We start from the raw sequence: 24,858 nt of genomic DNA, 5'->3' as shown, positions 1-24,858 counted from the left end.
GCATGTCTGGAGAAAAAACAGAAAAAGCCACCCCCCATAAACGGCGGGAAGCAAGAAAAAAAGGGCAGGTTGCCAAGAGCGCCGAAGTTTCATCTTCTTTGACATTGCTGCTTTGCTTCGCTTTCTTCATGATCGCTGGAAAGAGCATTGTTGAAGGCTGCATGGAAATCTATCGCCGCTGTTTTCAGGAATATATGCTTTGGGATATTTCCTACCATAGCCTCCAGTTAATGTTTAAACAGATATTATGGGAGGCTGCGAAATTGCTAGGTCCCTTTTTTGCCATCGTTTTGGTGGTGGGGCTTTTCGCAAACTTTTTGCAGGTCGGCTTTAATTTTAATATTGGTTTGTTAAAAATGAATTTTGGAAAACTTAATCCGATTCAAGGAGCCAAAAATATTTTCTCCATCCGATCGTTGGTAGAGTTAGTAAAGGCTTTATTGAAAATTACGATTACGTCTGGCATTGCTTTTGCGGTGATTTGGAACCAGAAAACGGAACTTTTCTCCATTGGGCAAAAAAGCATTTATGATGCTGCGAGATTGATAGGTTCTTTGATCCTTCAACTAGGGCTGACAGTGGCTGGTTGTTTAGTCGTCCTTGCGGCAGCTGATTTTTTTTATCAGCGATTTGAATTTGAAAAAAAACTCCGGATGTCCAAACAGGAAATTAAAGAGGAATACAAAAAGATGGAAGGAGACCCGGTGGTAAAAGGAAAGAGAAGAGCTCAACAAAGGAAGTTATCGATGAGTCGAATGATGCAGGAGCTGCCAAAAGCGGACGTTGTCATAACGAACCCGACACATTTTGCTGTGGCCATTCGTTATGATGTAGAATCAATGGATGCTCCCGAAGTGATTGCAAAAGGAAAAGATCATATTGCTTTAAAAATAAAAGAAATCGCAGCCGAAAATAAAATTATGACTGTAGAAAATAAGCCATTGGCCAGGGCCTTATTTGCCTCAGTAGAAATCGGGGATACCATTCCTGAAGAGTTGTTCAATGCAGTAGCAGAAATTTTAGCTTATGTTTATTATCAAGAAGGCCGTTTTAAGGGGAGGATGGCATGAAGGCAAAAGATGTTTCCGTATTGTTTGTTGTCATATTGATTGTCGCGATGATGATCATTCCAATGCCCACATTCATATTGGATTTTCTCTTAATCTGTAATATTAGCGTGTCACTGATGATTTTGTTAGTAGCCATGAATACGAAAGAGCCGTTGGAATTTTCTATTTTTCCAACTGCGTTGCTGCTCACAACATTATTCCGTTTAGCCCTTAATGTATCGACTACTCGCTCGATTCTATCAAATGCAGACGGCGGTAAAGTCATTGATACATTTGGATCCTTTGTTATTGGAGGAAATCCTGTTGTTGGTTTTGTCGTCTTCTTAATCCTTGTTGTCATTCAATTTATCGTGATAACAAAGGGATCGGAAAGGGTAGCAGAAGTGGCAGCCCGGTTTACGTTGGATGCGATGCCTGGTAAGCAAATGAGTATTGATGCAGATATGAATGCCGGGTTAATTAGCGAGCAAGATGCGCGGCTACGACGTAAGAAAATCGAACAGGAAGCTGATTTTTACGGCGCCATGGATGGTGCAAGTAAGTTTGTTAAAGGAGATGCCATTGCAGGGATTATTATCCTTATTATCAATGTCATCGGCGGTTTCGCTATTGGGATAGGGATCCATAAAATGGGTTTTGCAGAAGCAGCTAGCACATTTACATTGTTATCTGTCGGTGATGGATTAGTAAGCCAGGTTCCTGCCTTGCTCATTTCCACAGCGACAGGTATAACCGTAACACGTGCAGCATCGGACGGTAATTTAGGTTCCGATATCATGAAACAAATTTTTAATTACCCGAAGCTTCTGTATATTGTAGCAGGAACGATTTTGTTACTAGGGATCTTTACACCGATTGGACTTTTTATCACGGTTCCTGTTGCAGCAGCCTTGTCCATTGGTGCCTATACGATGCAAAGCGCTATGAAAAAAGAAGAGACACGTATTGAACAGGTAGAAATGGAAGGAAAAGAAGAAGATATCGGCAGTCCGGAAAAAGTGCTCAATCTTCTTCAGCTTGATACGTTGGAGCTAGAGATTGGGTACGGATTGATTCCACTTGCTGATAAAAATCAGGGTGGAGATATACTCGATCGGATTGTCATGATCCGCAGGCAATTTGCGATTGAATTAGGATTGATATTACCAACGATCAGGATTCGTGACAATTTACAGTTGCCACCCAACCAATATGTATTAAAATTCCGTGGAAGTCGGATTGCTTCCGGGGAAGTATATCTTGATCATTTTCTTGCCATGAATCAAGGACCAGAAGATAGTTCAATAGAGGGTATTCAGGTCGTTGAGCCTGCTTTTGGATTGCCAGCAGTTTGGGTAAATGTGGATGAGAAACAAAAGGCTGAGCTCTTGGGCTATATGATTGTCGACCCGCCATCGGTGATTGCCACGCATTTAACAGAGGTATTAAAACGGTATGCGCACCAGTTATTGCGGAGAGAAGAGACAAAAGAATTAATCGAAAACTTGAAAACAACTCATCCGAATCTGGTCGAGGAACTTGTCCCGGGATTATTATCGAATGGAGATATTCAAAAAGTATTACAGAATCTGCTGCGTGAACAAATATCGATACGCGATCTTGCTATGATATTTGAAACACTTGCCGATTTCGCTGCCTATACGAAAGATCCGAAAGTGTTAACGGAATACGTTCGCCAATCGTTAACCCGACAAATAACGGAGCAATATGCAGAGAATGGAGTCATCCATGTGTTGACGGCAGGGGCTAAATTAGAAAAAGGTATTTCCGATTCAATCCAACAAACGGAGGCAGGCGGATATTACCTTTCTATGGATCCGAACATATCAAGAAAGATTACTGAAACATTACAGGAGCAGATTGAACACGTCATGAATGCAGGCGGGCAGCCGATTTTCTTAACCTCACCTAACATTCGAATGTATTTAAAACAGTTTGTTGATAAAATCTTGCCGACAGTGCCTGTTCTGGCATACACTGAGCTCGAGCCTACTATTGAGATCCAAAGTATAGGAGTTGTTAACATATGATAACGAAAAAAATTATCGCGGATTCTATGCCACAAGCATTAAAAATGGTACGGGAACAATTAGGTGATAATGCCATCATCGTGAATACGAGGATGGTTAAAATAGGCGGAATGTTCGGCTTATTTGCGAAACAAAAATATGAGGTAACAGCCTATTCGGTGGAAAAGGAAGGTACTCGAAAGGAACCTAAATTTGCGTTAGAACTAAAAGAGAAGAGCGAAAAATATATTCAGAATCAGAACAATCAGGTCCCCCCTTTTGATGAGGGGGAAAGTGATTCATCTGTCCTCTATAAAAAACCAAAAAATTTATATCAGTTTTACTCTCAACAAACAGCTGAAAAGGAAGAAATTGTTTCTTCACCTGTAAAGCAAGAATCTTTTTCTTCACCCATTAATCAAGTAGAAAAAGAAAGTCCAGTACTTGATGAGCTTCAGCATTTACGAAAAATGATGATGTCCTTCATGATGAACGATAAACAAAGCAATGCTTTGCCTCCTGAATTGGTCAAACGGATGGACCATTTGCGAAAACAGGGGGTAAATGAGGAAGTTGTTGAATTTATTTTACATAGACTGATTAAAAAATATGAAACTATGACTGGCTTGGATGATGACATCATTAAAAACGAAATGATCTGTATTGTTCAAGAGATTCTCGATAAGAGGGTTTTAACATCGAACACCATCGATGAAGAGACCCGGATGATTAATGTAATTGGGCCAACTGGTGTTGGAAAAACCACCACGATCGCTAAGCTCGCCACCGAACAGGTGTTAAAACAAAAACGTAGAGTGGCCATGATCACTTCAGACGTCTATCGGGTTGCTGCTGTGGAGCAACTAAAGACGTATGCTGGAATTTTGAATGTTCCGATCGAAGTGGTCCGATCTGCTGAAGAATTAAAGGTCGTCCTTAAAAAACTAGAACATTATGACCTTATCTATATGGATACGACAGGACGTAATTATAAAGAGATTGAGTACCGGAATTCGATAAATGAATTTTTGAATCAATCACTTAAGAGTGATAATTATTTGGTTTTAAGCATGACCACAAAATTTGAAGATATGAAAATTTTGTTAGATAAGTTTTTGGAAAGCTCAATACAGAAACTAATCTTAACGAAATATGACGAAACTAGCAGTTACGGCTCCATTCTTAATATTGCTTTTCACTATCCATACCAATTAGCGTATATCACAAATGGACAAAGTGTTCCTGAAGATATTACAACAATCGATGCAGCTCATCTAGCGAGATACTTAATAGGAGAGGAAATCGAAAATGGATCAAGCTCAAACGCTAAGAGACTATATGCATCGATTTCATGATCAGCAGGAACAAAAACCATTATCTCGTATCATTACCATCACAAGTGGAAAGGGTGGGGTCGGCAAATCCAACTTTTCACTTAATTTTGCATTAGCCTTAAAAGAGTTCGGAAAAAAAGTGGTCATCTTGGATCTGGATTTATCCACGGCCAATATTAATATACTAATGGGCATCAGGCCGCGTTACAGTTTGGCAGATGTCCTTTACCAAAGGAAATCGATTTGGGACGTCATCGAACAAGGTACTTTTGGCATCGAATATATTGCAGGCGGTCTGGAAATGGAAGATCTATCAAAAATAGATCAAACAAAGGTTTTACTTTTTTTGAGTCAGCTTCAAGAACTGCAAACCTATGCTGATTTCATTTTACTGGACACCGGTGCTGGTATATCTAAGGAGCTTGTTGATTTCATTTTAGCATCTGATGAAACCATTTTGGTTACGACACCAGAGCCAACTTCCATTGCCGATTCTTATGCTGTAATGAAAACGGTTCTTCGCTATACGAGTCAAACTCCAACATTTTTTTTGGTGGTGAACCGGGCCCGATCTTATCTAGAAGCGGTTGAAACATCAAGAGCGATGAAAAATGCATCTAGTAAATTTCTCAAAATGCCTTTGAAAACACTTGGTTTTCTGATGGAGGATGAACATATTTATAAGTCCGTCAAATCGCAAATGCCTTTTTTAATTGCGTATCCCAAATGTTCCGCATCAAAAAGTATCAAAGAAATCGCATATTCTTATTTACCTGATGTCAATCGGACTTCTTCCGTTTCAACAAAAGGACTACATGGCTTTTTTGAAAAAATCTTATCACTTGGCAAATCGTCGTAAGGGGATGACCATATGGCCAGAAAATGGAGCATGAACATAATCTTAGGAGTAGCGGCGTTCCTTCTTACCTATAGTTTTTCGATCGTCAACAATACATGGCCAGATTCCTTGTTTAGAGCTGGAATCGGTTTTGTTCTCTTCTTTGGTTTCGGCTTTTTCTTCCGCTTTTTTATACAGCAAATATCGTCAAAAAAAGATTCAGAACATGACCAGAAAAAAACGGTTGCACAGAAGAATCCAAAAATAGTACAAAATGAAGATGGGCCAATGAAAGAAGCACCATTTCAAGCAATTTCGTTAACAAAATTGCATGATGAGTTGGGAACACAAGACCCTGAAAAAATCGCACAGACGATCCATACATGGACAAAGGAAAACCAGGGGGGATAATCGTTGAGAGCAGCAGTCAAAAAAAATATTCCGCATGATTATTTATGGAGGACTTATCAGGAGAAGGGCGATTTTTTATCACAGGAAAATTTGGTGAAACAATATGCTTATTTGGTCGAGCAAATGGCTAATCGATTAAGCATGAGTATTCCACAGAGGATTATTCCAAAAGAAGACTTGGTTGGGCTAGGTTATATTGGTCTAATTGAAGCAATCAGAAAATTCGACTATAACAAAGGCTATCAATTCGAAACATTTGGATTATGGCGTATAAAAGGAGCCATGCTAGATGGGATTCGACAAATGGATTGGGTGCCGCGCGGAATTCGGGAGAAAGCAAAGAAGGTAAATACTGCCTTTCGCGATTTAGAACAAACTTTCATGAGATCACCTACAGAAGACGAGATAAGCAAATATTTGAATTTACCTCTTGATGAAGTGGATCAGAGCATGGCTGCACTATCGTTGTCATCCCTGCTCTCACTTAATGACCCAGTGAATGCAAATGAAGAGGAGGGAAAGCAGCAGAGCCGTTTAGATCAAATTAAGGATGAAAATTTACTCTCTCATGAACGCCAATTGCAGATGGTGGAATTTCAAAAAATGCTAGCCATTTGTATAGATAAGCTTTCTGAAAAAGAAAGATTGGTCATTTCATTATTTTACTATGAAGGACTTAGTCAGGTGGAGATAGCAGACGTCCTGAATCTCACAAAAGGCCGTATTTCCCAAATCCATTCCATGGCCATACTTCATTTGCGACAAAGACTTGAGTCGAAGGGATTTTCCTTTGATTCGTTCGTTTAAGAAGTTTTTGATTAATAAAGTAAAATCGAATACCCCCTAAGAATATATACCTATTATTGTCTCTCAGAAGGGAGACTTTTTTATTTTGTCATTGTTGATTTTTGAAACAATGTTGATTGGAGCGGAAGGCGCGAGACTCCTCGAAAATGCTATCGCATTTCCTTCGTGCGTGGGCGGATTCAAGGATGTAATTCAATGTCCTGCGGGAGTACGGGGCAGGGGAGACCCCACAGGCGCTTAAGCGCCGAGGAGGCTCCCCGGAACGCCCGCGGAAAGCGAAGCGCCTGAAGCGCAAATCAACAGGCAAGTTTAACACAGCATTAATTTTAATAGTTTACCGTTTTTTTAAGAAATAGTAGGCAAAAAGATTTTATAAAAGTATAATAATTTTTGTGGCAAAAAATTGAGATGCGTATCGACAGAATCTACTTGAGGATGCTAGGAACATTTTCATACTGCCAAAGTCTATTTATATAATTTCCATTATGTTTTTTGGGGTGTTAAAATGATTCAAATTTTACTTGTTGATGATCATCCTTTAGTGGGAGAAGGAACAAAGTTAATAATTAATCATGAATTCGATATGGAAGCCCATTTTGAGTCTTCAGGTTTAAAGGCTTTAGAACGATTGAAAACGCAGTCATTTGATGTTATGCTTTTCGATCTCCATATGCCGGAGCAGGACGGATTTGAATTAACGAAAAAAGTTTTAGAGATTGATCCAAACGCAAAAATTTTAATTTTTACAGAATATGAAATGTTTCCGAATCTAGATTTGTTCATGGAGTCCGGTGCTGTGGGCTTTATCTCCAAGGCAGCAACGAAGGATCAGTTAATTAGGGCAATACGATGCGCTTTAAATCAAGAGATTGTGATCCCCATCTCCTTTTTACAAGAAATCTATCATAGAACGGTCCATTCTTCCCAACGAGAGATTGCGAAAGAATCCATCTCCCTTAGTGAAAAAGAGAAGAAAATCATACAAGAATTAGTAAAAGGTAAAACAAATAAGGAGATTTCTCAAGAATTGTTTATGGGCCAACGGTCATTGGAGTATAGTTTAACTAGCATTTTCCATAAATTAGGCGTGCAAACAAGAATTGAAGCCGTTGTTAAAGTAAAGGAAATAGGCTTACTTGATCATTAGGAGGACGAGGAGGAGCGTAATGAATAGATGTGGCTGGGTAAATCAGGACCCGCTTTATCTTGGTTATCATGACAATGAATGGGGTGTTCCGGTGTATGATGACCGCTTGCTTTTTGAGTATTTGAATCTTGAAGGAGCACAGGCAGGCTTAAGTTGGTACACGATTTTAAAAAAGAGGGAACATTATAGGAAAGCATTTGATAATTTTGATGCAAAGAAAATTGTGACATACGATGTAAAGAAAATGGAAGCACTTTTACATAATGAAGGAATTGTTAGAAACAGGCTTAAAATACATGCGGTTGTAACTAATGCAAAAGCTTTTTTAAACATAGTAGAGGAATATGGCTCCTTTAGTACGTATATTTGGTCTTTTGTTGGCGGAAGTCCTATCCAAAATCATTTTAAAGATGGTACAGAAGTTCCTGTTAGAACGGAAATTAGCGATCGTCTTAGCAAGGATTTAAAGAAACGTGGCTTTAAATTTGTCGGCTCAACAATTTGTTATGCTTTTATGCAGGCAACAGGTATGGTGAATGACCATATCGTAACGTGCCATTGCTATCAAAAGCACATATCGAAGTAGTATAGATTCTTGGCAAGATGGCGATCATTTCTAAAGGAAATATCGTCCTTTTTTTATGGGCAAAGGAATAAAGTCAATTGTTAGTTCACATTTCCTTCATTGACAGTGCAATACCCTAATGCAATACTTAAATTGTAGATTATGTTTTGTTTTCGTTGCAAAGAAAAAAGAACCGAAAGCGGTGAAATGGTATGAAAGTAAAAGATTTCATGATTAAAGAGGTCATTACAGTCTTACCGGAAGCGTCAATTAAAGAAGTAATGAAAACATTTGTAGAGAAGAAAATAGGCGGTGTGCCCATTGTGGACTCAGGTGGAAAGCTCCTCGGTATCGTAACTGATGGAGATATTCTCCGAGCAATCAAACCAGTAGATCAACATATCCAAAATTATTTTACCTATAGCATTCTTATTGAGGAAATAAATTTAGAGAGCCGCATGAGCGAAATGAAGAATCTCTCCATTATAAAGATCGCAAAGACAAGAAACATTGTCACCATACATCCTGAAGACGAATTAAAAAAAGTTGTTCAACTTTTGTCCAAACATCATTTTAAAAAATTACCTGTTGTCGATGATGAAAATCGGGTGGTAGGAGTCCTCAGTAGAGGAGACGTCATTCGTAAAATACAGATGACCATTCTTGAGGGGTGGGAATAAGTAAATCGTAAGGCGTTGGACTTTATTGAAGTCCAAATAATATAAAAGAGAAGCCCATCATTTTGATGGGCTTTTTCATATATACAAGTTGTAAAAGCAAGGAAGAAATACCTTACTGTGTTGGTCTTGGTCTTTCAAGAAGGAAATCGGAAGTAGGTAGAGAAATAATCTTGCCGCCAATTTGGACATGAACGGTATCGTTGAAAATGGCTTTTACAATTCCTTTTAATGAAATCGTAGAATTAACAGAGATTTTTTTTGATTCAGTTTGGTCAGCCAAATTAATCAACACCTTTCAAAATATTATTGAACATATTATACAGGAAAGAAAACGAATATTTCCAGTACGAAGTTTTCAAAAACTGGACTTTTTTACACTATATTATTCGTAAATATCTTTTTAAGTCCTTCAATGAATAAAATTTTTTTAGTGAAATATTGAAAGGGTAAATGTGAAGCCTTGGTAAGTATCAAACGTATTCATTGATCTGTATATATGAAGCTGAATTGTAGTTCAAGTAAAATAGAAATGATATGATTGACTTGAGATGATCACATGCCAGAGCAAGTGTTAATTCGATTACATACGTAAAAAGAATTTAAAAGGTTAAATAAAGTGAGGGTGCAGCAATTTGAGTATAGAAAATATTTTTGAAATAAAAGAAATGAAAGATATGAAGGTCGAATTGATGAGGTTCATGATGGCCTATAAATTTGCGTTAGATGAAATGAATACTAAAATTAATATCCTTAAAGAAGAATTTAATTATATCCACGACTATAATCCAATTGAACATGTGAAATCCCGTTTAAAGACACCGGAAAGTATTATCCAGAAAGTGTATCGCAAGGGATACGACTTTAATTTACATTCGATTAAAGAAAATGTCCGTGATATCGCCGGAATCAGAATAACTTGCTCTTTTCAGTCCGATATTTACGAATTAAGCAGAATGATTGCCAATCAAAAGGATGTAACAGTTGTCGATTATAAGGATTATATAAAAAATCCAAAGCCAAATGGGTATCAAAGCCTCCATTTTATTGTGCAAATTCCAATCTTTATGTCGGACCGTGAGGAATTAACTTATGTTGAGGTTCAAATTCGTACGATTGCCATGGACTTTTGGGCCAGCCTTGAACACAAAATCTTTTATAAATACAATAAAGAAGTACCAGAGCATATGATTGCAGAACTAAAGGAAGCGTCCGTCATGGCAGACAAGTTGGATCGGAAAATGGAGAGGCTTCATAAAGAGATTTCAGAAATAAAGCAAGCTGAAAGAAACAAAGATGAACGCTTGCTGCTAGATTTATCAAACGGGAATTTTACTTTTCCCTTTCTCGAAAATTTTATCCAAAAGACGATGGATGATAAAAAATAGAATATGTTGAAGAGGATGTCCCAAAACAAAGTGTTAGCCTCGTCTCCCTACAATTTATAGCTGAAATTGCTTATCTATCCGGCTATATTTTGAGTGTTGAGAGAGAGGTTAGAAGCTTTTGGGACATTCTTTTTTATTTTTAGCTTAGCTAATTGTTGATGTTGTTTTGTAAAAAGTTAGGATTAACATCAATTTATTTGGTATTGATCACCGAAAAGATCTATGGTGACTGAAATTATGTTAATTATTAAGTGTCGTTTTAAACTTATATGTGCCATTTGATCCCGAGCACCCATTTTTACCATAGAAAAGAGCTTCGAAAATAAACTTCGAAGCTCATTTTTTGGATTTTCACCTAGAAAAAACGGATATGTGCCATTTTTGATTTATATGTGCCGATTTACAAATATATGTGTCATTTTAGGATTATATGTGCCGTTTTTCGAATATATGTGCCATTTGATCCCGAGCACCCATTTTTACCATTGAAAAGAGCTCCAAATATAATTCCGAAGTTCTTTTTTGGATATCCACCTAGAAAAAAACGGATATGTGCCATTTTTGATTTATATGTGTTGTTTTACAAATATATGTGCCATTTTACAAATATATGTCCCGTTTACCGAATAACCATGGTCGGTTTTAGTAAAAATTTATAAATGACCTTTAACAGAGCCTTTTTTTTAAAAAATTTTTATTTTCCTTTGACAATATACCATAGAGGGGTATAGTATATAAAGTATAAGATATCTTATCAAGAGATTGTTTGTGAAGTGGGGGAGAATGATGAGCTCTTTTACAAAAGAAGTACAATTGCCAATTACAGGGATGACCTGCGCGGCATGTTCAGCTCGAATTGAAAAAGGGTTGAAAAAGATGGGAGGTGTTCAAGCAGCGAATGTAAACTTAGCTCTTGAAAAAGCTACAGTCCAATATAATCCTGAAGAAACAGATGTTGAAAATTTTATTAAAAAGATAAAGGACCTTGGATATGATATTCAATCAGAGAAAGTAGAACTTTCCATAATAGGGATGACGTGTGCAGCATGTGCCGCCCGTATCGAAAAAGGTCTTAAGAAACTGGACGGAGTCAATCAAGCTTTTGTTAACCTGGCACTTGAAACAGCGAATATAGAATACGTTCCAACACAAGTTACGGTTCAGGATATGGTTAAACAGGTTGAAAAGATAGGCTATCAGGCAAAGATGAAGCAAGATTTTTTAGAGGATCATGCTAATTACAAGGAAAGGGAAATAGAAAAACAAAAAGGTAAATTTGTTTTTTCATTAATCTTATCCATTCCATTATTATGGGCAATGGTCAGCCATTTTGCCTTTACATCTTTTATCTATTTGCCTGAAATGTTCATGAATCCATGGGTGCAGCTGGCTCTGGCCACACCGGTTCAATTTGTGGTTGGAAAACAGTTTTATGTTGGCGCATACAAAGCCCTACGAAATGGTAGCGCCAATATGGACGTATTAGTAGCGCTTGGTACGTCAGCTGCTTATTTTTACAGCTTGTATTTGACAATTGCCTCTATCGGATCTGGACATCACACCGTTAATCTCTACTTTGAAACAAGTGCTGTCCTGATCACCTTGATCATTTTAGGAAAATTATTTGAAGCCCGTGCTAAGGGCCGTTCCTCTGACGCCATCAAGAAATTAATGGGGCTTCAGGCCAAAACAGCAACGGTTTTAAGGGCTGGAATAGAGGTGGAAGTGCCGTTAGAGGAAGTGGTTGTCGGGGATATACTACTGGTGAAGCCAGGAGAAAAGGTGCCGGTGGACGGTGAAATAATCGAAGGACGTTCAGCACTGGATGAATCAATGATAACAGGTGAGAGTGTACCGGTTGATAAGTCACTTGGGGAACCTGTAATTGGTGCCACCATCAATAAGAATGGTTTTTTAAAAATCAAAGCCACAAAAGTCGGCAAGGATACAGCTTTAGCGCAAATCATAAAAGTAGTCGAAGAAGCGCAAGGCTCTAAGGCGCCCATTCAAAGATTGGCTGATCAAATATCTGGAATATTCGTACCAATTGTCGTTGGAATAGCCGTGGTCACTTTTTTGATCTGGTATTTTTGGGTCAGCCCAGGAGAGTTTGCAGGAGCTTTGGAAAAAATGATTGCTGTTCTCGTCATCGCTTGTCCTTGTGCTCTTGGATTGGCAACACCTACATCGATTATGGCTGGGTCAGGTCGTGCAGCTGAATATGGAATTTTGTTTAAAGGCGGAGAACATCTTGAAGTGACCCATCGAATTACCACGATCCTTCTAGATAAAACCGGTACAGTTACAAATGGTAAACCGGTGTTAACGGATGTAATCGTTGAAGGAAATTTTTCGAAAGATGAATTTTTACAAATGGTTGGTTCTGCTGAAAAACAATCTGAGCACCCGCTTGCTGAAGCGATTGTAGCTGGTATACAACAAAAAGGCTATAGATTAGTAGATGTTTTTGGTTTTGAAGCCATACCTGGATATGGTATTAGAGCAACCGTCAACGGGAAAGTTGTTTTAATTGGAACACGAAAATTAATGAGAAAATTTCAAGTTCCATTTGATTTTTCCGAAGAGAAAATGGTGGCACTTGAAGAAAATGGGAAAACGGCTATGCTCGTTGCGATTGATGGCGTTTTCGCTGGAATCGTAGCTGTGGCGGATACCGTAAAAGAAACATCGAAGGCGGCCATTAAGAAATTAAAAGAGATGGGTCTTGAAGTCATCATGATAACAGGTGACAACACTAGGACCGCTCATGCCATCGCAGACGAAGTGGGAGTTAATGTCTTCATTGCTGAAGTTTTACCAGAAGGAAAAGCAGATGAAGTGAAAAAGCTGCAGCTTGAAGGAAAACGAGTGGCAATGGTTGGTGATGGAATAAATGATGCACCTGCACTTGCGGTCGCCGATATTGGCATGGCAATCGGGACAGGTACAGATGTAGCGATGGAAGCAGCAGATATAACGCTGATGAGAGGCGATTTAAACAGTATCGCCGATGCGGTGGTGATGAGTAAGAAGACAATTCATAATATTAAACAAAATTTATTCTGGGCATTTGGCTACAATGCATTAGGAATTCCGGTTGCTGCATTAGGTTTTCTCGCCCCATGGCTTGCAGGGGCGGCAATGGCATTTAGCTCTGTATCGGTAGTGTTAAATGCACTCAGACTTCAAAGAGTCAAGCTTCATAATCAGTAAGGGAGGCGCTGGTGATGAAAAAATGGGCCATAGGAGCCATCCTCTATTTGTTCGTCGTGATGGGTGGCTATACCTTTTATGATTTTTTCTTTATGAAATAGTGAGCAAGAAAAATAAGAGAAAATGATAATAAAATCATATCTGGCACATATCGAGTTACAATACCTGGGTATGCTATAATAGCAATAAAAAGGAGGCGGTCCATGCATGTCGTTTGACGACTCAAAGGAAGAAGCAGTCGAGGTTTCATGCCATTCCGATGGAGGCAACAGCCGCAAAAGCCATCATTCCGATAAGGTGAAAAACAATTTAATTACAAGACTAAACCGGATTGAAGGACAGATCCGCGGAATAAAAGGATTAATTGAAAAAGATACGTATTGTGATGATGTCATCACGCAAATTTCTGCCACGCAATCGGCGCTAAATAGTGTGGCAAAAATCTTGCTCGAAGGACATATGAAAAGCTGTGTTGTTGAAAGAATCCAAGAAGGCGATATGGAAGTATTAGATGAAATTCTTATTACCATTCAAAAATTAATGAAAAAATAATGGGGGAATAGATCATGGAAAATATTACATTAAATGTAAAAGGGATGTCTTGCCAACATTGTGTGAAAGCAGTTGAGGGCAGTGTCGGACAACTTCAAGGAGTAAAAAAAGTGTCAGTCAAGCTAGATAAAGGATTAGTGGATGTTGAATTTGACCCGACAATTATGTCACTCGAGACGATTAAAGAAACCATTGATGATCAAGGCTATGATGTAGAATAAAGTGAAACTTCCATCAGTGGAGGCTCTTTCATCCCCCTACTGATGGTTAGTCCCGTTCTACTATCTCTAATATCAAGGCTAACGCCTTGATAAAGAGATAGTACGAACCCGATTGGTTCAACTAGGCCGCTGAAGGACGCAGCGGCAAGTTTCACTGTATCTCACCAATTGGGCTTTTACGGGAAGTTATCCCCCACCTATCTTCTTCGTTTCTCTCAATCTTGAGGTTGGGGCTTTTACTGCCCGTTAATGCGGGATAAAGTGGTTTGCACTCAGTATAATTTTACTGAGTGCATTTTTAGTTAACTTACAAATTAATAAAAGAGAGGTCTTACATTTTGCCTTGGACATCCTCTTTTTTAAATGTTTGTAATGGGGTGTTAGTTTCAGGTACGCGGAGCAGGATGACGCCCCCAATGATGAACAAAATGATTAGACTAAATACGCCGCTATTTGTATTGTGAGTGATTTGGGCAGTAACGCCGACCAATAATGGACCGAGGATGGCGGCAAATTTATAAAAGATATTATAAAAACCAAAGAATTCATTCGAATTTTCTTTCGGGACAAGTCTTGCAAAATAAGCACGGCTTAATGCCTGAATACCGCCTTGGGATGATGCTACTAGCATGGCAAGAATCCAGAAATCGAAGGTAGTTTTTAAAAAATAGGCATAGGAGCAAATGACTATATATATACCAATTCCAACTAAGAGCATTGTTTTACTATTAAATTTTTCCGCCAGTTTGCCGTAGATCATCGCGAAAGGTGCAGCCACAACTTGGGTTGCAAACAAGATGATCAGCAAGTTCGTTGAACTGATTCCAAGGTCGGTTCCATAGACAGTAGACATTGAAATAACAGTATCTACACCGTCGATATAAAAGAAATATGCCAGCAGAAAAAGAAATAACGCTCGGTATGCTTTAATGTGTTTAATAGTTTGGAACATCCGTTTAAAACTGGAGGAAACTGGATTTGGTACATGTTCAACATAGTATTTTTGCTCGACATTTTTAAGCATTGGGATGGTGAACAATCCCCACCAGAGAGCGGTAATCGCAAACGCAGCCTGGCTTGCTGCAGATACTGATAATGGAATGATATGCTGCTGAGACAAAATAATAAGAGCAATACTTATGACAAAAGGAATGGTACTGCCAATATAGCCCATCGCAAAACCGTGTGATGATATTCGGTTCATTCTTTCTTCTGACGTAACATCAACGAGGAAGGCATCGTAGAAAATATTTGCCCCGGCAAAGCCTATGACAGTGGCCATATAACAGATTAATAGTAGAAGCCATTGCTGATTGGGCACAATCGCTAACAAAAAGGTAAATACAATCCCTAGAGCAAAGAAAAAGGTGAAAAAACGTTTTTTAAAGCCTTTGTAATCACCAATCGTCCCTAAAATCGGTGCGCAAATGGAAACGAGGAGGGTGGCGAAGGAATTCGCATAACCCCAATAAGCCGTAGATGTTGTTGCTGCAAGTCCTGCGGCATTTGCTGAGGCTTTAAAATACAATGGAAAGACGGCTGTAGTGATTAAAATAGAGTAAGCAGAGTTTGCCCAATCATAAAAAACCCAGCTATTTTCTTGCTTCGACAATTTTTTCATGCTTTTCCCCCTTTTTTACGAGACTTTCATTAATGATGCCTATCATATTAAAGCGCTAATAATTCCTCGATTATTCTTCCATCGGTATTACCGAGACTTAATCCTAGCAGTCTTGCAAACGTTGGTCCTTCATCAACAAGGCGGATGGATGGGTGGGTACCTGGTAGTATTCCCTTGCCTGAAGCCATCAAAATAGTATGGTAGTTTTCTTTTTCAGGTGAGTAACCATGGGTTGCGAGGGTAAATTTCTTATCTGAGGTTACATCATTTTCCGTTATGGTTTTACAATATTCCCCCAAATAATCCTCTAAAAAGTAATAGCCTTTTTTGGCTTCAAGCATAAAGGCGCAATTACCGTCAGCTCCTTTTTCAGAGGCTTCTGCTCCAGTTAATACCTTTTCAATTCCGGAATTGGGATCTTGAAGCAATGAATTTACAAGATTAGCAACTTTATTTATAGATTCTTCATCGTGATCATTTTTTACATAAATATATGCAGAGCCATCGCAGCTTTTACAATAGGCGTGCCAATTCACGATTTTTCCTTTGTTGTTTGTTTTAATTAGCTTCTGCTTGCGCAAGAGAACATTTGGATTTATGGCTTTCGTTTCATCGAGTGCACTGTGGTCGCCCAAGACGACGATCGTTGATTTTTCATAAATAGAACATTCTTGTAAAGCCTCGATAATTCTTCCTAGTCGAAAATTGTGGCGCAAGATGGCATCGGTTGCTTCTATCGAAGAAAATCCGTGAAAATGCCGCTGGGTATCCAAATCGGTAAAGTGCACGAGCAATAGATTAGGTTTCTTTGTTTTGATCGTATGGACAGTGGATTCCAAGACAAAGTCATCGAGCTCAGGCTGACTAAGTCCGTTACGGATATGTCCAAACTTTTTATGTAACTCCCATTGATAGCGTGGACTTCCGCTCAACAGGGAGACGAGAATTTGATTTTGCCACGGACGGTTTGCAAAAATTTCAGGCATATTATAATCGATCTTTGCCCTGCCGGTAACAGGCCAAAGAAGTGCCGCTGTTGTCATATTGGCTTTTTTTGCTTCATCATAAAGAGTCGTTCCTTGAATTGAGTCGCGAAACCAATGCCAGTCAGGAGAAGATCTTCCGGGTTGCAAGTGGGTATTATTGATGACTCCGTGCCGATTAGGGAAATTTCCTGTCACAATGGTAGCATGACAAGGGTAAGTAACAGACGGATAAATGCTTTCGACATTTCGGACAAGGGCACCATTTTGCAGGATTGTTTGAAAATGGGGCAAGGTCTCTATTATTGGAAAATCTGAGGATGATAGACAATCGAACGAAATGATGATCAAGTGGTCTGTAAGACGATTCATGTATGGACCTCCAGTAATTGGTCTCTCAATAATCCAATTGTACTATAAGAAAAACGAAATGGAAGAAGTAGACAATAATATTTACGTAATCTTAAGAAAATTACCAATTGGGTGTCCACATTTGTTTTCAGGCACCAAAAACTGTCCACCCCAGGCGTACAAATTTCCACGAGTGGTGCCTGACACCAATTTTAGGTCACAACTTTTGACAGCAATTTCGACACTTTCTTAATAGAATCCGGCAAGCTTTTTTGCGTAGAGCATGTTTGTTTTTAATGCATTATAATAAAGTTCGGGATAGCCAGCGATCAGTGCGATTTCGTAAGAGGGGTTACAGTGATGGATATCATATACCTGAATTCTTCCTCTTTCGTCAACCATCATATTGATGGAGGCGGTCGCAAAATGGTCACCGGACTTCTCGATTACCTTCACAACGTCGAGTGCAATATGCAAAATCTCATTAAGAATCATCTCGGATATCAGATCACTAAACTTTAACCCATTTTTTAAAGTATCCTTGTCTATTTTAAAGATAGGGGAATGTTTTTCGGATAAAGTTGCCTGTTTTCCGAAAATTCCAGCACTCTCCCATTCACCATCTTGATTTTTAACAAGGTGTGCCTGTAGATGAATGGCTTGAATTATGTTTACATTGAGAAATTCCTGGATGATGAATTTACCTTCCTTAAAATGTTTGGAAAAAAATTCATAGGATTGGTCTTTTTTAACACAATTTATTTTAGTTGTTTTTCCATTTTTCATATTTTTGGCGACGATGTAAAAGCCCTCTCTTGAAAACGTAAAGGCAGTTGAGCTTTTTGTCATATAAATCGATTTGACAACAGCAAAGGGATTCTTTTTCAAAAATGAAAATAGTTGCTCGGGATTTTCGTAGATTAAGGAAGAGGGCAAATAATGTTTGATTTCAATAGAATCAACCAATCTCTGATACATTTTCCAGCGATTCAAATCAAAATTATTATAAACATTATCGCCAATGACAGATTGAAAATGTTGAATCCATTTGTTGCTTACCGATCCGGTCATGACAATAATAGACGATGGATAAGGGTAGGTCCCCTCCTCCCAACTTTTTGAGCGTGGATTATACATGTAGCCAGTAAGGGTATGGTTGACTTTATCGATATTTTCAATACAAAAAACGAATATCGCTCCTTTAATATCGCGATAATGAAGTAAGTAGTCATCTAGGTCAATCAGCTTTTGGTTAATTGATTTTTTATTATAACCTGCAAGGATCCCAATGAAGGGACCGATTTGAATTTCATTTTTTGTTTTCTGGACTTCTAAGCGACAACCTGATGGTAGGCTTAACTTGTCCATTAAATCGCCAGAAATACCTGCCTCATTTAATTGTAGATAAGAAGATGGATAGATCTTCGCCATAGAGGTCAGATTTCCAAATTTAATCAATCTTTCTGTTGGATGGACAATTCCAAGCGTTTTTGCCATCCGTGGATGGAGGCTTAAACACCCTTCCCTGGTTATTTCATTGGTAAACATGATCTTAATCTCCATTTCAAGCCCCCTAATCAATTTTTTAGGTTAAGCTATTTTATGAATAATTTTCGATATTGTTTGGGGGAAATAATTAATGGGTCAAATATTTCTCAGGAAAGCGCAAGATTAGACAATTTCTATGTTCTTTCGAGGCTGCTATTTACTCTTAACACTATATCTTTTATGATAAAATTACATATTTACAGCAAGAGTGTCCACTGGTGACGTACAAATGTCCACGAGTGGTGCCTGACACCTAAAAAAGGACACCAACCAAGGGGGTGGTAATAATGGAAGGGAAATGGTTGATAGCGGATCGGGATTTGAATGAGAGGGAAGGGTTGAAGTGGTTGTTGAAGTCGTCTTCGATTCCGGTTACTAGCATTTTTTTGGCTTCGAATTATCAGGAGTTTCTTTTGTTGTTTGAGCAGGAGGCGCCTGATGTGGTCTTGATGGAGCTCGATATGATTAGTGGGGATGATTGGTCATCTTTTCGGGAACGGATGCAAATATTTGCCCCGATTCTACTTTTAACGAGTGCTGAGGCAACCTTTGAAAAGGCCCGGCTTGCGATCGATGTTCAGGCGTTGGATCTAATGATTAAGCCGTTTTCGACAACAAAGGTTAAAGAAGCCCTGCAAAAAGCTTCTCGAAAGGTTGGAGTGCATACCGGCGCCCAAAGAATCCATTATCAATCCCGATTTAAAGACATTGCCTATGAATCTTTATTTCTATCACAGCCTAATGAAACGGAAGACTACCTATTAGCCGCCTTTAAAACCGAGAGTACAGGAACGATAAGTCTGCTTTATTCGTTTCTTTCAGAATATCCATTTAAAGACCTGAACGGTGTTTTTGCTTTGAGTGACATGGTAGTTCTAATCTTCAAGGAAAACTGTATAAATATCACCGAACAATGCCAAAAAGCGATGCGTAAATGGGAAGAGGAATTTTCGGAGCCGCTGGCTATTGTTGCCCATAAAGGAAAGCTACAACTTCACGAAAAATATTTGGAAACCAAGAAAATGCTAGAGTTTACTTATTATAAGGGCTATCGGCAATTAGTGGAATTCCAGTACCAGAAAGACTGGAACCATATCGATCCCTTTTTAGACCCTCCGGAGCAGCGGATCTGGATCGACATGCTGGCCAATTTTGATTTAGAAAAAATTAAAAAATGGCTATACGACGAATTTCTCCAGTTGCATGATCCCTATCCTGACCCGGGATTAATCAGAATTCGGTTAACAAGTATACTCGCGCAAATAAGAAGGTTTATGAAAACCTTTAATTTAAATGAAGAAATAGCGATTGAAAAGGAGTACCGCTATATTTTTAATTCGATCTTATATGATACGGTTCTTTACCGAACTGTGCAAAATCTTATTTTGTTTATTCAAAAAATCTTTCAAGCGGCCGAAGCGAGTTCAAAAAAATTTAAACAAGATCCAATAGAGCGTGGAATCTCCTATATGGAGGGTAATTTTTCAAAAAATAATCTCAGGTTGGAAGACGTTGCCCAATATGTTGATCGTAATCCTTCCTATCTCAGTCATCTATTCTTTTCAAAAATAGGAAAAGGTTTTACGGAAGTTCTAGTTGGTATCCGAATGAAGGAAGCAAAGCGTCTGTTATTCGAAACTAACAAACCAATCAAGGAAATTGCGGTACTCGTCGGCTATCACAATTCCAATTATTTTAGTAAGAGTTTTAAAGAAATAACCGGGATGTCACCTAGGGAGTTTCGCGCCCATCTACAGACTCAGTCATAAGACTAAGTCTGTTTTATTACAATCAAAAGAAAATGTAGTTTTTCCAAAAATAATTTAGTTTTATCGAATATCATTCTAAAAAAATCGAACTATCCAAATAAATTTTATCTTACATCTAATTTTTTCTTCGTATTTTTCTGAAGATTTTAATTTTAAAATAAAAACAGAAAAACATTTTAAGGAGTGAGTTAGGTGGAAGCAAAAACATCTAGGGTTGTAAAAAATTATAAGGGTACTCAATTACATGCAAAGGGCTGGATTCAAGAAGCGGCACTTCGTATGCTGATGAATAATCTTGATCAAGAAGTAGCGGAAAGACCGGAGGATTTGGTTGTTTACGGTGGGATCGGCAAGGCTGCACGGAACTGGGAGTCTTATGACGCAATTGTGAAAACGCTTTTAGAGCTGGAAGAGAATGAAACTCTTTTAATCCAATCTGGAAAACCGGTAGCTGTTTGGAAATCTCATAAGGATGCCCCACGCGTTCTGCTTGCCAATTCAAACCTAGTTCCTGCTTGGGCTAATTGGGAGCATTTCCATGAGCTTGATAAAAAGGGATTAATCATGTACGGACAAATGACTGCCGGAAGCTGGATTTACATCGGAAGCCAGGGAATTGTCCAAGGAACATACGAGACCTTTGCTGAGCTTGCTCGCCAAGAATTCGGCGGTACATTAAAGCATACCATCACCTTAACGGCTGGACTTGGTGGAATGGGAGGCGCACAGCCGCTATCCGTAACGATGAATGATGGGGTTTGTATCGCGATTGATGTGGATGAATGGAGAATAGATCGTCGGATTGAAACAAAATACCTTGATGTTAAGTCAAAAGACCTTGACGAAGCACTAAAAATTGCTCATGAAGCAAAGGTTGCGGGGAAACCATTATCCATTGGTTTATTAGGAAATGCAGCTGAAATTTTACCATTGATGATTGAAAAAGGCTTTAACCCAGATGTCCTAACAGACCAAACATCTGCACATGATCCACTAAACGGATATGTACCTGTTGGTTACACTTTGGAAGAAGCTGCTAAACTAAGAAAAGATGATCCGGAACTATATGTGAAGTTATCAAAACAAAGCATGGCTACACATGTAAAAGCGATGCTTACCATGCAGCAAAAAGGCGCTGTAACATTTGACTACGGTAACAATATTCGTCAGGTAGCAAAAGATGAAGGCGTTGAAGATGCCTTTGATTTCCCTGGTTTTGTTCCAGCTTACATCCGTCCATTATTCTGCGAAGGAAAGGGACCTTTCCGCTGGGCTGCACTATCAGGTGATCCGGAAGATATTCGTAAAATTGACGAAGCATTACTTCGTGAGTTTAAAGATGACGAGCATCTGTGCAAATGGGTGCGCATGGCTCAAGAAAAAATTGCTTTCCAAGGACTTCCTGCACGTATTTGCTGGCTAGGATACGGAGATCGTGCTCGTTTCGGCAAAGTGATTAATGACATGGTAGCCTCCGGTGAAGTATCTGCGCCAATTGTTATTGGCCGTGACCACTTAGATGCAGGTTCTGTTGCGTCACCAAACCGTGAAACAGAGGCAATGAGAGACGGCAGTGATGCAGTTTCTGACTGGCCGATTTTAAATGCATTGATTAATGCTGTTGGCGGAGCTAGCTGGGTTTCATTACACCACGGCGGCGGTGTTGGTATGGGGTATTCCCAACACTCCGGGATGGTAATTGTTGCTGATGGAACGAAAGATGCTGAAGTACGCTTGCAGCGTGTATTAACAACAGACCCAGGTATGGGAGTTGTCCGTCATGCCGATGCCGGCTATGAGTTAGCGATAAAGACAGCGAAAGAAAAGGGCATTAAGATGCCAATGCTGCAACAAGACTAAGCTTCGGAGGGATGAAAAATAATGAGTAAATCAATTTTTATCAGAAATGCCTCTCAGCTTGTCACTTTACAAGGGAGCTCAAATGCTCCCCTTGTAAAAGAGGCGATGTCTGAGCTAGGTATTATCGAAAATGGCAGTATTTGGCTCGAAGATGGAGTCATTCAGGCCGTCGGATTAGATGAAGAGCTTGCTTTAATGTATAAAGATCGGCTTGGAGATGCAGAAATCATTGATGCGAGTGGAAAGCTTGTCACTCCAGGGCTTGTTGATCCGCATACCCATCTCGTTTTTGGAGGCAGTCGTGAACAGGAGTTTAATATGCGCCTGCAAGGTGCTACCTATATGGAGATTATGAATACAGGCGGCGGCATTCACTCAACGACACGGCAGACGAAAGCAGCTACCCACGAAGAGCTTTTTCAAGAAAGCTATGAGCGGTTAAACCAATTCCTGCTCCACGGTGTCACTACGGTTGAAGCGAAAAGTGGCTATGGGATGGACTGGGATACCGAAGTAAAGCAGCTTGAAGTCGCTCGCCAGTTGAATGAAAAGCATGTCGTAGATGTTGTTAGGACATTTATGGGTGCGCATGCAGTTCCAAAAGAGTATAAGGAGAATCCGGATGAATTTGTTCGGGTGCTGATTGAGGAAATGATTCCAAAGGTTGCGGAAATGGGCCTTGCGGAATTCAATGATGTTTTTTGTGAAAAAGGCGTCTTTACACCAGAGCAATCCCGGCAGATTCTTGAAGCCGGTAAACGTTATGGACTAACCCCTAAGATTCACGCCGATGAAATTGAACCATATGAAGGAGCGGAGCTTGCGGCAGAGGTAGGAGCCATCTCGGCAGATCATTTGTTAAAGGCATCGGAAAAAGGCATGAAAGCAATGGCTGAAAAAGGAGTCGTCGGCGTATTGCTTCCAGGGACAGCTTACTTTTTAATGGCAGAATCGGCGAATGGCCGAAAGATGATTGATTTAGGCGTACCAGTGGCATTGTCGACAGATTGCAACCCAGGCTCATCACCAACTGTTTCCTTACCGTTCATTATGAATCTTGGCTGCTTGAAAATGCGGATGACACCGGCAGAGGTAATCACAGCAGCAACGATCAATGCGGCACATGCGATTAATCGTGGTCGTGAGATTGGTAGCTTAGAGGTTGGAAAAAAAGCAGATGTAACAATCTTTAAGGTTGAAAACTATATGAAGCTTCAATATTCCTATGGAGTGAATCATACACACACAGTTGTGAAGAATGGTCAGGTAGTGGTCAGGGGAGGTCATTTGGTTGAAGAGCTTTCTTTTTCCAAAAATTAATCCTTCTAGCTTTACGTGGGTACGACCAGAAGGTGGAGTGATTTCAAAGGTTCATGAATGGATTGAGCCCCTCACAGATTATGAAAAAAGTAAAGATGCTGAAGTTGTAGTTGTCGGTGTACCACTATCACGTTCGTCGATTAGTGCTTCAGGCGCATCAGAATTCCCGGATGCCTTTAGGCGTGCATGGAAGGGCTTCACTACCTATAATTTGGACCATGATATCGATTTAGCAGATATTAGTGCAATAGATGTAGGAGATGTTCCTTTGCATGTTACGGATATTCGTAAATGTCATGATAACATCATTGAAGCGTCTGCTGCTCTCCATACCTCCTTTCTTAATGCTAAGGTTTGTGCTATTGGCGGGGATCATTCGATCACAGCGATGATGGTGAAAGGGCTGCATCAAGCGAAACCAAACGAACGAATTGGAATCTTGCAGTTTGACACCCATTTTGATCTCCGCGATTTAACGGATAACGGTCCATCTAACGGAACACCGATGCGAAACCTTATTGAAAGTGGTGTTGTTAAGGGGTCGGATATGTACAATATCGGGTTACATGGATTTTTTAACACCAAGGATTTAAAGCAATACGCGGATGAAAAAGGCGTCAACTATATCACACTATCAAATGCGCGTAAGAAAGGGATCGAAGAAACGGTCAATCAGTGTTTAGATGAGCTTTCTACGAAAGTGGACACAATCTATTTAACCGTTGATATGGATTGCCTTGATATTGCCCATGCCCCAGGGGTACCAGCTTCAACCCCAGGCGGGATGACAACAGCAGAACTACTCGACGGGGTGCTAGCAGCAGGTTGCCATCCAAAAGTAAAAGCGATGGACATCGTTTGTCTCGACCCATTAAAGGATTACCAAGTCCAGCCTACTGTAAAGCTAGGCACGCATGTCTTTCTAACGTTTGTATCAGGAGTAATGCTAAGGTAAGCAAACTGATTGATGAATGTGTCCCAAAAGTATAACTTTTTGGGGCACTACTTTTTGGTACATAAAAAATAAGAAAATCGTTCTATTTGGTATATTTTCACCACAACACAATTACGTGAGAAGTAACTCACGCCCTAAATCTTAAAACTAACGACATATTTTTTTGCATTCACGACTCAATTTTGGAGACTTACGACGTATTTTCGATAACTTACAACA

21 protein-coding genes are annotated in these 24,858 nt (G+C 39.4%); 17 read left to right on the top strand and 4 right to left on the bottom strand.

The window, feature by feature from the left end:
* The first annotated feature begins 2 nt into the window (after nucleotides 1-2).
* From flhB to BN1082_RS03830, 9 genes are all read left to right on the top strand, one after another.
* A complete protein-coding gene (flhB, locus tag BN1082_RS03870) occupies nucleotides 3-1,070 on the top strand; it encodes a flagellar biosynthesis protein FlhB (RefSeq protein WP_090631105.1) in 1,068 nt (355 codons plus the stop codon).
* Nucleotides 1,067-3,100 (top strand): flagellar biosynthesis protein FlhA, encoded by a 2,034-nt coding sequence (gene flhA, locus BN1082_RS03865; protein ID WP_090631101.1) that lies wholly within the window; start codon nucleotides 1,067-1,069, stop codon nucleotides 3,098-3,100. Before flhB ends, flhA begins: the two co-directional genes overlap by 4 nt.
* Nucleotides 3,097-4,434 carry a flagellar biosynthesis GTPase FlhF gene (flhF, locus tag BN1082_RS03860; RefSeq protein WP_090631097.1) on the top strand — a complete coding sequence of 446 codons (1,338 nt, stop codon included), beginning with the start codon at nucleotides 3,097-3,099 and terminating at the stop codon, nucleotides 4,432-4,434. The genes flhA and flhF overlap by 4 nt, the downstream gene beginning before the upstream one ends.
* Nucleotides 4,388-5,272, top strand: a complete 885-nt coding sequence (locus tag BN1082_RS03855) for a MinD/ParA family protein (protein ID WP_090631094.1) — start codon at nucleotides 4,388-4,390, stop codon at nucleotides 5,270-5,272. Before flhF ends, BN1082_RS03855 begins: the two co-directional genes overlap by 47 nt.
* Before the next feature lie 12 nt (nucleotides 5,273-5,284).
* Nucleotides 5,285-5,662 carry a hypothetical protein gene (locus BN1082_RS03850; protein WP_090631091.1) on the top strand — a complete coding sequence of 126 codons (378 nt, stop codon included), beginning with the start codon at nucleotides 5,285-5,287 and terminating at the stop codon, nucleotides 5,660-5,662.
* Between the two features lie 3 nt (nucleotides 5,663-5,665).
* Entirely contained in the window at nucleotides 5,666-6,469 is an 804-nt protein-coding gene (locus BN1082_RS03845) for a sigma-70 family RNA polymerase sigma factor (RefSeq protein WP_090631088.1), read from the top strand.
* Between the two features lie 505 nt (nucleotides 6,470-6,974).
* Nucleotides 6,975-7,616: a response regulator transcription factor gene (locus BN1082_RS03840; RefSeq protein WP_090631085.1), complete on the top strand. Its 642-nt coding sequence runs from the start codon at nucleotides 6,975-6,977 to the stop codon at nucleotides 7,614-7,616.
* A 19-nt stretch (nucleotides 7,617-7,635) separates the two neighbouring features.
* Nucleotides 7,636-8,202 carry a DNA-3-methyladenine glycosylase I gene (locus BN1082_RS03835; RefSeq protein WP_090631082.1) on the top strand — a complete coding sequence of 189 codons (567 nt, stop codon included), beginning with the start codon at nucleotides 7,636-7,638 and terminating at the stop codon, nucleotides 8,200-8,202.
* A 191-nt stretch (nucleotides 8,203-8,393) separates the two neighbouring features.
* Nucleotides 8,394-8,861, top strand: a complete 468-nt coding sequence (locus BN1082_RS03830) for a CBS domain-containing protein (RefSeq protein ID WP_090631079.1) — start codon at nucleotides 8,394-8,396, stop codon at nucleotides 8,859-8,861.
* A gap of 112 nt (nucleotides 8,862-8,973) precedes the next feature.
* Here BN1082_RS03830 and BN1082_RS27280 read toward each other — a convergent pair whose 3' ends face one another.
* Nucleotides 8,974-9,141 (bottom strand): hypothetical protein, encoded by a 168-nt coding sequence (locus BN1082_RS27280; RefSeq protein WP_176699634.1) that lies wholly within the window; start codon nucleotides 9,139-9,141, stop codon nucleotides 8,974-8,976.
* A gap of 385 nt (nucleotides 9,142-9,526) precedes the next feature.
* Between BN1082_RS27280 and BN1082_RS03825 the strand changes: the two genes are divergently transcribed.
* From BN1082_RS03825 to copZ, 4 genes are all read left to right on the top strand, one after another.
* On the top strand, nucleotides 9,527-10,246 hold the full coding sequence (locus BN1082_RS03825; protein ID WP_245640344.1) for a GTP pyrophosphokinase: 720 nt from the start codon (nucleotides 9,527-9,529) through the stop codon (nucleotides 10,244-10,246).
* A 786-nt stretch (nucleotides 10,247-11,032) separates the two neighbouring features.
* Nucleotides 11,033-13,459: a heavy metal translocating P-type ATPase gene (locus BN1082_RS03820; RefSeq protein ID WP_090631076.1), complete on the top strand. Its 2,427-nt coding sequence runs from the start codon at nucleotides 11,033-11,035 to the stop codon at nucleotides 13,457-13,459.
* Between the two features lie 207 nt (nucleotides 13,460-13,666).
* Complete coding sequence (locus BN1082_RS03815; protein WP_090631073.1) at nucleotides 13,667-14,011, top strand: metal-sensitive transcriptional regulator; 345 nt, start codon at nucleotides 13,667-13,669, stop codon at nucleotides 14,009-14,011.
* Between the two features lie 14 nt (nucleotides 14,012-14,025).
* The gene (gene copZ / locus BN1082_RS03810; protein WP_090631070.1) at nucleotides 14,026-14,232 is read left to right on the top strand and encodes a copper chaperone CopZ; all 207 of its coding nucleotides are present in this window, start codon (nucleotides 14,026-14,028) and stop codon (nucleotides 14,230-14,232) included.
* Between the two features lie 331 nt (nucleotides 14,233-14,563).
* Here copZ and BN1082_RS03805 read toward each other — a convergent pair whose 3' ends face one another.
* The 3 genes from BN1082_RS03805 to BN1082_RS03795 form a co-directional block, all read right to left on the bottom strand.
* Nucleotides 14,564-15,853, bottom strand: a complete 1,290-nt coding sequence (locus tag BN1082_RS03805) for an MFS transporter (RefSeq protein WP_090631067.1) — start codon at nucleotides 15,851-15,853, stop codon at nucleotides 14,564-14,566.
* A gap of 47 nt (nucleotides 15,854-15,900) precedes the next feature.
* The gene (locus BN1082_RS03800; protein WP_090631064.1) at nucleotides 15,901-17,208 is read right to left on the bottom strand and encodes an alkaline phosphatase family protein; all 1,308 of its coding nucleotides are present in this window, start codon (nucleotides 17,206-17,208) and stop codon (nucleotides 15,901-15,903) included.
* A gap of 228 nt (nucleotides 17,209-17,436) precedes the next feature.
* Complete coding sequence (locus tag BN1082_RS03795) at nucleotides 17,437-18,750, bottom strand: YheC/YheD family protein (RefSeq protein WP_090631061.1); 1,314 nt, start codon at nucleotides 18,748-18,750, stop codon at nucleotides 17,437-17,439.
* A gap of 272 nt (nucleotides 18,751-19,022) precedes the next feature.
* Between BN1082_RS03795 and BN1082_RS03790 the strand changes: the two genes are divergently transcribed.
* From BN1082_RS03790 to BN1082_RS03775, 4 genes are all read left to right on the top strand, one after another.
* Complete coding sequence (locus BN1082_RS03790) at nucleotides 19,023-20,504, top strand: helix-turn-helix domain-containing protein (protein WP_090631057.1); 1,482 nt, start codon at nucleotides 19,023-19,025, stop codon at nucleotides 20,502-20,504.
* A 192-nt stretch (nucleotides 20,505-20,696) separates the two neighbouring features.
* Nucleotides 20,697-22,364 (top strand): urocanate hydratase, encoded by a 1,668-nt coding sequence (gene hutU / locus BN1082_RS03785; RefSeq protein ID WP_090631054.1) that lies wholly within the window; start codon nucleotides 20,697-20,699, stop codon nucleotides 22,362-22,364.
* A gap of 21 nt (nucleotides 22,365-22,385) precedes the next feature.
* Nucleotides 22,386-23,684, top strand: a complete 1,299-nt coding sequence (gene hutI / locus BN1082_RS03780; protein ID WP_090631051.1) for an imidazolonepropionase — start codon at nucleotides 22,386-22,388, stop codon at nucleotides 23,682-23,684.
* Nucleotides 23,656-24,639, top strand: a complete 984-nt coding sequence (locus BN1082_RS03775) for an agmatinase family protein (RefSeq protein WP_090631048.1) — start codon at nucleotides 23,656-23,658, stop codon at nucleotides 24,637-24,639. The genes hutI and BN1082_RS03775 overlap by 29 nt, the downstream gene beginning before the upstream one ends.
* Nucleotides 24,640-24,858: the final 219 nt, after the last annotated feature.

This window comes from Neobacillus massiliamazoniensis (assembly GCF_001048695.1).
Taxonomy (GTDB): domain Bacteria; phylum Bacillota; class Bacilli; order Bacillales; family Cytobacillaceae; genus Neobacillus; species Neobacillus massiliamazoniensis.
The sequence above is the reverse complement of the archived record's forward strand: the minus strand, read 5'-3'. Positions and strand labels throughout refer to the sequence as shown.

Bases quoted from the DNA above. Each gene is read 5' to 3' on its own strand.
- flhB (WP_090631105.1), top strand. From the start codon at position 3: ATGTCTGGAGAAAAAACAGAAAAAGCCACCCCCCATAAACGGCGGGAA.
- flhA (WP_090631101.1), top strand. From the start codon at position 1,067: ATGAAGGCAAAAGATGTTTCCGTATTGTTTGTTGTCATATTGATTGTC.
- flhF (WP_090631097.1), top strand. From the start codon at position 3,097: ATGATAACGAAAAAAATTATCGCGGATTCTATGCCACAAGCATTAAAA.
- BN1082_RS03855 (WP_090631094.1), top strand. From the start codon at position 4,388: ATGGATCAAGCTCAAACGCTAAGAGACTATATGCATCGATTTCATGAT.
- BN1082_RS03850 (WP_090631091.1), top strand. From the start codon at position 5,285: ATGGCCAGAAAATGGAGCATGAACATAATCTTAGGAGTAGCGGCGTTC.
- BN1082_RS03840 (WP_090631085.1), top strand. From the start codon at position 6,975: ATGATTCAAATTTTACTTGTTGATGATCATCCTTTAGTGGGAGAAGGA.
- BN1082_RS03835 (WP_090631082.1), top strand. From the start codon at position 7,636: ATGAATAGATGTGGCTGGGTAAATCAGGACCCGCTTTATCTTGGTTAT.
- BN1082_RS03830 (WP_090631079.1), top strand. From the start codon at position 8,394: ATGAAAGTAAAAGATTTCATGATTAAAGAGGTCATTACAGTCTTACCG.
- BN1082_RS03825 (WP_245640344.1), top strand. From the start codon at position 9,527: ATGAAAGATATGAAGGTCGAATTGATGAGGTTCATGATGGCCTATAAA.
- BN1082_RS03820 (WP_090631076.1), top strand. From the start codon at position 11,033: ATGAGCTCTTTTACAAAAGAAGTACAATTGCCAATTACAGGGATGACC.
- BN1082_RS03815 (WP_090631073.1), top strand. From the start codon at position 13,667: ATGTCGTTTGACGACTCAAAGGAAGAAGCAGTCGAGGTTTCATGCCAT.
- copZ (WP_090631070.1), top strand. From the start codon at position 14,026: ATGGAAAATATTACATTAAATGTAAAAGGGATGTCTTGCCAACATTGT.
- BN1082_RS03805 (WP_090631067.1), bottom strand. From the start codon at position 15,853: ATGAAAAAATTGTCGAAGCAAGAAAATAGCTGGGTTTTTTATGATTGG.
- BN1082_RS03800 (WP_090631064.1), bottom strand. From the start codon at position 17,208: ATGAATCGTCTTACAGACCACTTGATCATCATTTCGTTCGATTGTCTA.
- BN1082_RS03795 (WP_090631061.1), bottom strand. From the start codon at position 18,750: ATGGAGATTAAGATCATGTTTACCAATGAAATAACCAGGGAAGGGTGT.
- BN1082_RS03790 (WP_090631057.1), top strand. From the start codon at position 19,023: ATGGAAGGGAAATGGTTGATAGCGGATCGGGATTTGAATGAGAGGGAA.
- hutI (WP_090631051.1), top strand. From the start codon at position 22,386: ATGAGTAAATCAATTTTTATCAGAAATGCCTCTCAGCTTGTCACTTTA.